This window comes from Mycobacterium sp. E3198 (assembly GCF_001667015.1).
Classification (GTDB): Bacteria; Actinomycetota; Actinomycetes; order Mycobacteriales; family Mycobacteriaceae; genus Mycobacterium.
Window position 1 is genome coordinate 59,182 of record NZ_LZIS01000114.1, and the last position, 9,368, is coordinate 68,549.

Consider the following 9,368-nt stretch of genomic DNA (forward strand, 5'->3'; position numbering starts at 1 on the left):
GGGCCGGTTTTAGGGCGGGCCCGCGACTCCCGAATACGTCGGCGCGTTTCCGTCGTGCGGCCGCGCACCCGTCTGGCCATCACCGGGCACTTTGTTGAGTCTGGCGGTGTCGGCCTCCTCCCCCAACAGGAGGGAGCGCACCAGGCTACGCGGTCCGAACGGCCGCAGCATGTAACTGGCCGGGCGCGGCCGCACCCGTATCGGCCACCAGAACCAGCGCCCCAGTAGCGCCGCGATCGACGGCGTCATCAGCGAGCGCACGATCAGGGTGTCGAACAGCAGGCCGAGCCCAATCGTGCTGCCGGCCTGCCCAATCGAGCGCAGGTCACTGGCCACCATCGACATCATGGTGAAGGCGAACACCAGCCCCGCGGCCGTCACGACACTGCCGGTCTCCCCCATCGAGCGGATGATGCCGGTCCGCAGCCCCGCCCCGATCTCCTCCTGGAAGCGTGACACCAGCAGCAGGTTGTAGTCGGAGCCCACGGCCAACAGGATGATCAACCCGAACACCGGCGCGATCCAGTTCAATTCCAGGCCGAAGAGGTGCTGCCACACCAGCACCGACAGCCCGAACGCGGCGCCCAGCGACAGCAGCACCGTCCCGACGATCACCAGGGACGCGACCAGCGCCCGGGTGATGATCACCATGACCGCGAAAATCAGTGTCAGGGCGGCGATTCCGACGATCAGCAGGTCGTATTGCGAGCCGGCCTGGATGTCGCGGTAGATCGCCGCCGTCCCGGTGAGGTAGAACTTGGCGCCGGTGAGCGTCGTTCCCTTCACCGCCTGATGCGCGGCGTTCAGCGCGGGCTTGACCGCGGCAATACCCGCGGGGGTCGCCGGGTCCGCGTCGTGGGTGATGATGAAGCGCGCGGCCTTGCCGTCCGGTGAGAGGAAGAGTTTCAGACCGCGCTGAAAGTCGGGATTCTGGAACGCTTCCGGGGGCAGGTAGAAGTAGTCGCCACTCCTGGAGGCGTCGAACGCCTGACCCATCGCACTCGCCGTATCGGTCATCTGGGCCATCTGCGTCACCAGACCCGAGAAGCTGCTGTGCATCGTGAGCAGGGTGCCCTGCATGGACTTCGCGACGGCGATCATCGGCGGGAACTGGGCCATCATCTGGGGCATGATCGCGTCCACGTTGTTCATGTCCTTGATCAACGTGCTCATGTTCGCGCTGAACTTGTCCACGCCGTCGATCGCCTCGAACACCGACCTCGAAGCCCAGCAGACGGGGATGTTGAAACAGTGTGGTTCCCAATACAAGTAGCTGCGGAACGGCCTCGCGAAATCGTCGAAGTCCGCCAGGTGGTCCCGCATCTCGTTCAGCGTCGATTGCATGTCACCCATGTCGCCCACCATGCGATGGGTCGCGTTGCTCATCTGTCCGAGCAAGCCCTGCATCCGCTCCATCGAGCCGATCATGGCGCCCAGATCGTCGCTCATCTTGAGCATGTCGGCGGTGCGGTCCTTCATGAACTGAAGGTTCTGCTGGATGGGGATCGATTGGGCACTGATCTGGAACGGTATCGATGTGTGCTCGATCGGCCCGCCCAGCGGCCGGGTGATGCTCTGCACCATCGCGATTCCCGGCGACCGGAAAATGTCCTTGGCGAGCCGGTCGAGAATGATCATGTCGCCGCTGTTGCGCATGTCGTGATCGCTCTCGATCATGAGGATGTCGGGGTTCATTGTCGCGGCGCTGAAATGGCGCTCCGCGGCCGCGTATCCGACATTCGAGGGCACGTTGGCGGGTGTGTAGTAGCGGTCGTTGAAGCTGATCTTCATGCTGGGCATGACGAGGATGCCGACGATCGCGATGGCCAGCGAGGCCGCGAACACCGGGCCGGGCCAGCGCACCGTGGCGGTCCCGATGCGCCGCCACCCGCGCGTCTTGATCATCCGCCTCGGGTCGAGCAAACCGAACCCGGTGGCCACCGCGACAACGGCCGGCGCCGCGGTCATCGCTCCCGCGACGACGACGAGCAGCCCGAGGGCGGAGGGGATGCCGAGCGCCTTGAAATACGACAGCCGCGCCAGGTGCAGGCAGAGGGTGGCGCCGGCGATGGTCAGCCCCGAGCCCAGGATGATGTGCGAGGTCCCACGGAACATCGTGTACCAGGCGGTTTCTCGGTCCTGACCCGCCTGGCGGGCCTCCTGGTACCGGCCGATGAGAAAGATTGCGTAATCGGTTCCTGCCGCGATGGCCAGGGACGACAGCATGGCGACGACGAACGTGGAGAATCCCAACAATTCGTTGTTGCCGAGCAGCGCGACAAGCCCTCTGGCCGTGCCCATCTCGAAACCGACCATGACGAGCACCAGGAGCACCGTGCTGACCGACCGATAGGCGATGAACAGCATGATCATGATGACCACGCCCGTCACGCCCATCATCTTGAACATGCTCTTGTCGGCGGCTTCGTTCATGTCCGTCGTCAGCGGCGCCGGGCCCGTGACGTAGACCCGCAGCCCCTTGGGGGGCTCCGACTTGTCGACGATCTTGCGCACTGCGTCCACGGACTGGTTGCCCAGCGTGCTGCCCTGGTTGCCGGCCAGGTTCAGTTGGACGTAAGCGGCTTTGCCGTCGCGGCTCTGGACACCGGCTGCGGTCAGCGGGTCTCCCCACACGTTCTGCACGTGCTGCACGTGCTTCGGGTCGGCCTGCAGCTTCTGCACCAAGCCGTCGTAGTAGCGGTGCGCCGCGTCGCCGAGTTGCTGATCGCTCTCGAGGACGATCATCGCGATGCTGTCGGAGTCCGATTCGTGGAAGGTCGCGCCGATGCGCTTGGCCGCGATCATCGCGGGCGCGTCTTGGGGTGACATGGTGACCGCGTGCTTGCGCGCGACCGACTCGATCGGCGGCACAAGCACATTCAGGGCCACCGTCAGCAGGAGCCAACCGATGATGATGGGCCACGCGAACGTGCGGACGAACCGCATGAACCTCGGGCGCGCGTTGTCGTCGGTGTTCATGCGGCCTTCACCAGACAGGACGTTTGCGCGTGGCGACCGGCGGTGGACCTCTGGTCCTTGAGCTCACCGTTGACGGTGATGCGGCACCCGATGCTGTCGCTGTTGCCTTGGGCGACCACGCTGGCGATCACGGCCGGCACCGTCGTCGTGATGGTGAAGGTCCAGGGCAGGCTGGTGAAGTCGGCCTGCTCCGGCTGGGCCTTCTTGTCCAGGTAGCTCACGCTTCCCGCCGTGTCGCTGGGCCCGTAAACCTCGTAGGTCACCCGCTTCACGTGCGACGGCTCGAGCGGTTCGGCGCTGCTGCCGGTCGCGGTGAAGATCGCGTCGGAGCCGAAAACGCCGCGGAGCCGGTCGACGGCGACGGCACCCAGGGCAACGGCCACCACGACGACGAGCGGCACCCAAGCCCGCTTGAGAAACGTGGACACTGACGTTTCCTTTCCCTCGTGACCTGGTCGTTCTCTACGGAGTCTCGGCCCGCGCCGGAGTGGCCAATAGGGCCATTCGGCCTGCAAATGATGGCCGGCAGGCACAAATGACACTCAATCGCGTGACTGCGTACCCGCAAGCGGTGGCTCGAACCCGCATTCAGGTATACCATACCCCCAGGGGTATCTGCCAGCCCGTAGCGCACAACGAGTTTGAAAACCTCGATTTCCGCACCGGGATGAACGGAATCATCGCCGCTCGGGCGATACGGCACGGATTAGTTTGTCTCGCCACGCCATTCGGCCGCGCCGGCATCGCAGCTGCTGGGCAGGGCGGCGCGGGCGACCACGGTAGGGCCGGCTACGTCGGGCACGCATAGCGCCGCCCAAGCGGTCTCAGAAGGCTGGGCGGCCTATGCGGACGGATCCTCGTTCAGCATCACCGCAATGAAGTCCAGACGCCACAGCGACTCGAACAGACTGCGACCGAACGCCTCGAGCTCACGCTTGCTCGCGCCGCGCGATTCTCCGCTCTTGGCGACCTCATCAGCGATCTGACGAATCGTGCGCCGGCCATCGACCTGCCGCAGGAATTGCATTTGAGCCGGTGTGACCTGCGTGCGCCAATTCGGCCGAAAGATCTCCTCCCCCTCGATACCGCAGCGCATCCGCATCCGCGGAACGTAATCGAGGCACTCGGGAGTGGAGAAACTGATTTCGTAGCTCTTCTTCGGCCGGTCGGAACGGCACGCCATGAAGAAATGGGCGCCGTTCATCACGTGGAGGCGCTCTACGAAGGACCAGAGCCTGGCCTCGGGCAACGCGCTCACCAACTGATGGAGTGAACTCCCGGGTCTGAACCAATCATGCGGATAGTAGGGCGCCTTGATGAACCAGCCCTGAAATGCCAACCCGGCCGAAGTCACGAGATCGATGCAGTCATCGACGGTGTAACTGCGCTCAGGGCCATGCAGGAAGGTCTCCGCCAGGGCCGCATCGGACTGGGCGGAAACCGGCGCCATCTTGAAGTAATTGTGGACGGGGTGTTCCAGCGGGAGCGCCGAGATCACCTCTTTGACCATTTGCACCGATGCGTCGTCCTGCCCCATGCCCAAGTCACCGAAGGCCGACTGCAGCATCTCGACGCCCATCCGCCCGGGCTTCGCATAAAGCATCACGCCCAGAGCACCATCTCGTCGCAGACAACCCCTCAGTGCCTTCATGCCCGCGACTGGGTCTGGCAAGAGATGCAAGACGCCGGTTGACACAATCAGGTCGAAGTTGCGCTTAAGCGATGACAGCTCCTCTATCGGTACCCGATGCAATTCCAGGTTCGACAGCGCGTACTTGTCTTTCAGATATTGCGAATGGTCCAGCGACGGTTGACTGATGTCGACCGCCACCACCTTCGCGGAACGGTTGTTATACGCGAAAACCGCGGCCTGGTTGGTACCGCAGCCAGCGATCAAAATATCGAGATCGGGCTTATAGTCACGGTCGGGCCACAAAGTCGCGTGGGCGTGGATAGGGTCGAACCACTCCCAATTGCTGTCGGTCCATGCCTCGAGGTCTTGTATGGGCTCCGGGTACGTCTCGTACCGGCGCGAGACGATGCCTGTATTCGGATACGCATTCATTGCGGAGGTCAGCCCTTCCGGTCGAGTCTTGATCGAGGATCCCGGGTCCGTGGTCAGCTGGAAGCTGTGTCACGGGGCGGGCCCCCATCGTGGGAATTATCGGTTACCGTTTGTTCTGCCCGCAAGGAAACGGTGTGATCTATCTGGGTAAGTCCATCATCGGACCGACGTTGGACGGGCGGAAAGAGTGGTTTTCGGGCCGATGCCGCAGCGTCGTCAGGTAGGGAGAAGCAAGCGACTCACCAAGTGGCAGAGATGTTTTCGGCTGAGGCGCTGGATTCGCTGATCAAGGACGCGGTGAAGTCGGGGACGCTGATCGACGGTGCGGACGGCTTCTTGAACTTGTTGACCAAGGCGCTGTTGGAGTTGGTTGCGGACCGAGATGACCCCATCACATAGGCCATGAGTCAGGGCACCCGGCCGGGCGCGGCGGTGGGAATACTGGCGATGCGAGCCGGGCGGATCTTCCCGGTCATGACGCCACCTCACGGTAGCCATCCGAACCTGTGCGGCCTCTCAACAACGCCTCGCTACGTGGGCTCTTCGCACGCTTCGACGAGGATCCGATTAACGCGGCGGATCCGCTTCGGCGTGGGTTAGCTCCCGGAGCTTTCGGCGCAAAGCTCACGGCGTTGATCGCGATTGGAACGACACGCCCGCGGATGAAGCCCAATGCCGTGCTTCCTGTCGAAAAGCGCCACAGCGAGGGCTCTTTCGGTTTTAGCGTCGATCCCGATACCACGGCGCGCCACGACGAGGCCGAGGGTATCGCGCTTCGGGTCAGCGAATACATGCTCGCCGCTGACGGCACAGACACTGACCCAGACTCGCGTACCTACCGGTTGATCCCCACGATCACCGATCCCGCCGCCGCGCCAGCGAGGAACTCGCCAAAACTACACCCAGCGGTGGGAGTCGAACTGCCTTAGACGAACTCAATACCCACCAGCGCCGTCCAAGCCTACCCGAGTGTGCACTACGCGACCCGCTGGCTGATGCGGTCGGCGGCAACCGATTCTGGACACGATCCAGACGGGCTGTCATCCATCCGATCACTACCGGCAGATCGCAGCACCACCGCAAGCCACGCCGGCTTATCCGCTGAGGCCATCGCTGCCGCCGAATCCTGCGTCACCGCCGAAATCCCGACCCAGCTGCCGGCCCCGACGGCGTCCTGGCTCCAACTACCGCGTTCAAAGAATCCCCCGAATTGCGGCGCAGGCGCGCTGCACATCAATGGCCCACCGTTTGTGCGCCGGCGCCGGATCGGCGGGGTCTTGCTGCCCAACAATAACGCCGAAGCGGTGGCCCATTGAGCTGAGCATTACGGCGTGGAGACCGAGAAAGAGATCACTCGATTCGATGTCCACCACAGTTGTGCCGGGCGGGCAGAATCGAACGCCAAAGAGAGCCGACCCGCCCAAGCCGACAACGCATTTGGCTCGTGCAAACATCCCAATCTGCTCTTTAACTGTTAGCCGCTCCGGTTGAACCGTCTTGAAACCCAGTTTTTCCAGCGCCGCGATTAGCTCGCATTCGTTCTGCAAAACACGGAAGTGGGGATGCTTCGCCGACGTGGCGAGACGCGAGAGGAAGATGCGCTCGCCAAAAATGTCTACGGAATCCCTCCGGCAGGCATCGGCCAAGTCGGCGTAGACCTGCTTCTCAGCCTCACTCACCCGCAAGTCTGCCACCGAATATTCCACGGTGAGGGCGTCGCGGCAGAAGTATGATTTGCCCGGATCGTGCTCGAGCAGTTCAGCCGCCTCGATGCCGATCAGTTGCAAGAGGTCCCGCTGCCAGGGATGGGCAGCCCGGCAAAAGAATTTTCTTCCCTTCCCGAATGTCTTGAACTGAGCGCACTTTGGGAGGACAGTCGCGAGCCATCTACCCCAGATGTCGGGCTCGAGAGGAGTGGCGAGGAACACTGGTTCGGTGATTGAGTCAATATTGCTCTGGTTTAGCGTGTTGCAATCGAGAACAATCTCGTCGTCTACGAATTCGATGCCCGGCTTCGCCCCGGGAAAGAAATGAGAAAACCCGGGATTCGCCGCCAATTCCATGAATTGCCGCTTGAACATCCGGGCTTCGCACGACCAGAGCCCGGATTGACTCACCAGGTGGTTGGCCCCAAAAAGAAGCACGTCAGATCGCGAAACCAAGTAACTTCCATGGATTTGGACACGCGGACTGAACCAGCCCGGTATCTCCTTACCGGAGAGGTTGCAAACAAATTCAGGCGGCCTCAGTTGCGCTACCGTCGGCGCTTCGATGACCGCCAGCGTGCCGTCCGATGACGGCCGGTCTCGGAGCCGAAACCTGCCTCGGGGCGTCTCGTTGATTTCATCACTCACTGATGCCACCCCGAAGCGTGGTGTGTACGGGTGAACAGCTCCGTTAGGCGGTCGGGTTGCTGGCACAGCGGTCGCGAAGCGGATAGTTCGAGTTCGTCCCACAACGACCTGAGCCGGCCGTCGTTGAGAACGGAGCCGGCGTGCTGATCGACGATCTCGTAATAACGATCGGCAAGGACGCCCGATGCAGCGTCCAACGGCCAGGATCCCCAAGATGAGGCCATTTCAGGGATTCTGGCGTCAACAGGCGGGACCTTCAAGGGCGGGTGGGGATTTCGTCCGCTGACGGCTTGGTGTCCCCAGAGGCGAGTTGTTGGCGATCATTGCGCGGCCAGGTGACGCGGGCTCCAACACCGCCGCCAAGCGCATCGCGACCATCGACGGCACGGTCGCCTCGTTCCGCGAGAAGTGATGCGTCTTGTCGGCCCAGCCGTCACACACGAGGCCGAAAGGCAGCGCTGCGCCCAGCGAGCAATCCGGAGAGTGACCAATCGACATTACGCAGCGTTCCTCTTTCACTACGCTGCACCCATGCAGTTCGCCGTCGCAGTTGTGGCACCTCGTAGCAATCCGACCATCGGCGGAGGATTTCGCGAGATCGCGGAGGCGGTACACCACGCTCTTCTGGCGCTTGGCCATGACTCGGTGTTGACCAACCGTCTTGACCTCGACGAGCGCCGCACCATCGTGCTCGGCGGCAACCACCTCGTCCACTACGGCTTAGAGCCGCCCAAACACCCCATCTTCTACAACCTCGAGCAACTGGGCGACGACTCGCCGTGGATGGCGATGCCTGAATTCGTCGACCTTTTGAGGCGCTATCCGCATTGGGATTACAGTCGAGCCAACATCGAGCGGCTTGCTGGCCTGGGATTGCCCCGGCCCACCTACGTTCCGATTGGATACGTCCCCGAGCTGACACGGATCGCCCCGGCCCCCGAGGACATCGACGTCCTTTTCTACGGCATGCTCAGCGAGCGCCGATACGCGGTTCTCCGGGATCTGCGCGACCGAGGTCTTCGGGTCAAATGGCTCTCGGGCGCCCTCGGCGCGAGCCGCGATGCCTGGATCGCGCGCTCGAAGATCGTCCTCAACGTCCATTACTGGGACGCGAAAATCTTCGAAATCGCGCGGGTGTCTTATCTGCTCGCCAACCGACGCGCGGTGGTCTCCGAGCGTGGTGTCGATCCGGAGTTGGAGCACGGCCTCGAGTCCGGCGTCGCGTTCGCCGACTACGACGAACTGGTTGAACGCTGCGTGGAGCTCGTCGGCGACGAACGCGCGCGACGCAAGCTCGCCGAGCAGGGCTATCGGGCTTTCTCCGCTCGCGACCAAGCCGCCATCGTGGACCGCGCGCTGTCGGAAGGCCCCGGGGATGTCACCCACCCGACCGCTGCGCGCGGCGACCCGTGCATCGATGGCCGCCGCGAAGCCAAAGACCACAGCGCAGATGATCAGCTCCGCGAGCGCAACCTGATCAGGCGAAAGTTTGAGCAAGAACGCGATTGCTTGTTGGCCAAGGTCGAACGCGATCCTGAGGATGCGCGGGCGGTCTTTTTCCTGGCCCAGACCTATTTCCAATTGGGCGATTTGGTCGGCGCGCACAAGTGGTATGCGCGGCGAATCGAGATGGGCGGCTGCGACGAGGAGGTCTACTGGGCGATGTACCGGCTCGCCGAGTCGATGGCGAACCTCGGTGAGCCGTGGCTAAACGTTGAAGACGCCTACCTGCGCGCCTGGACTTTTCGACCGACCCGCGCCGAGCCGCTGCTTCCCCTCGCCACTAAGTACCGCCAATTCCAGCGCTACCGGCTCGGTTACCTGTTTGCCCAGCGCGCCGCCGAAACCCCCGTTCCCGAAGAAGACCTTCTTGTGCCCGCAGAAGTCGCACAGGTCTACGCGTGGCGGGCCACCGATGAGCTGGCGGTGTGCGCATCGTGGATCGGTGAGCACGCCGAGGCGTTCACCCT

Annotated in this window: 6 protein-coding genes and 1 pseudogene; 3 read left to right on the plus strand and 4 right to left on the minus strand. The window is 63.1% G+C overall.

The features are described 5' to 3' along the window. Positions 1 to 9: 9 nt before the first annotated feature. From A5673_RS13035 to A5673_RS13045, 3 genes are all read right to left on the minus strand, one after another. Positions 10 to 2,979: an RND family transporter gene (locus A5673_RS13035; protein ID WP_231971057.1), complete on the minus strand. Its 2,970-nt coding sequence runs from the start codon at positions 2,977 to 2,979 to the stop codon at positions 10 to 12. Beyond that, positions 2,976 to 3,407, minus strand: a complete 432-nt coding sequence (locus A5673_RS13040; protein ID WP_068232451.1) for an MmpS family transport accessory protein — start codon at positions 3,405 to 3,407, stop codon at positions 2,976 to 2,978. The genes A5673_RS13035 and A5673_RS13040 overlap by 4 nt, the downstream gene beginning before the upstream one ends. A gap of 413 nt (positions 3,408 to 3,820) precedes the next feature. Then, the gene (locus A5673_RS13045) at positions 3,821 to 5,044 is read right to left on the minus strand and encodes a bifunctional 2-polyprenyl-6-hydroxyphenol methylase/3-demethylubiquinol 3-O-methyltransferase UbiG (RefSeq protein ID WP_068232454.1); all 1,224 of its coding nucleotides are present in this window, start codon (positions 5,042 to 5,044) and stop codon (positions 3,821 to 3,823) included. A gap of 255 nt (positions 5,045 to 5,299) precedes the next feature. On the opposite strand from A5673_RS13045, the gene A5673_RS29090 reads away from it, so the two are divergent. Both A5673_RS29090 and A5673_RS29095 read left to right on the plus strand, forming a co-directional pair. Beyond that, on the plus strand, positions 5,300 to 5,443 hold the full coding sequence (locus tag A5673_RS29090; protein ID WP_156748155.1) for a hypothetical protein: 144 nt from the start codon (positions 5,300 to 5,302) through the stop codon (positions 5,441 to 5,443). Positions 5,444 to 5,706: 263 nt separating this feature from the next. Beyond that, positions 5,707 to 5,973, plus strand: coding sequence for a hypothetical protein (locus tag A5673_RS29095; RefSeq protein WP_156748157.1), 267 nt, complete (start codon positions 5,707 to 5,709; stop codon positions 5,971 to 5,973). A 264-nt stretch (positions 5,974 to 6,237) separates the two neighbouring features. Here A5673_RS29095 and A5673_RS13050 read toward each other — a convergent pair whose 3' ends face one another. Further along, positions 6,238 to 7,398 (minus strand): DUF563 domain-containing protein, encoded by a 1,161-nt coding sequence (locus A5673_RS13050; RefSeq protein WP_156748159.1) that lies wholly within the window; start codon positions 7,396 to 7,398, stop codon positions 6,238 to 6,240. A gap of 531 nt (positions 7,399 to 7,929) precedes the next feature. Here A5673_RS13050 and A5673_RS13055 point away from each other — a divergent pair. Beyond that, positions 7,930 to 9,368: pseudogene (locus tag A5673_RS13055) on the plus strand (hypothetical protein); the annotation flags it as partial.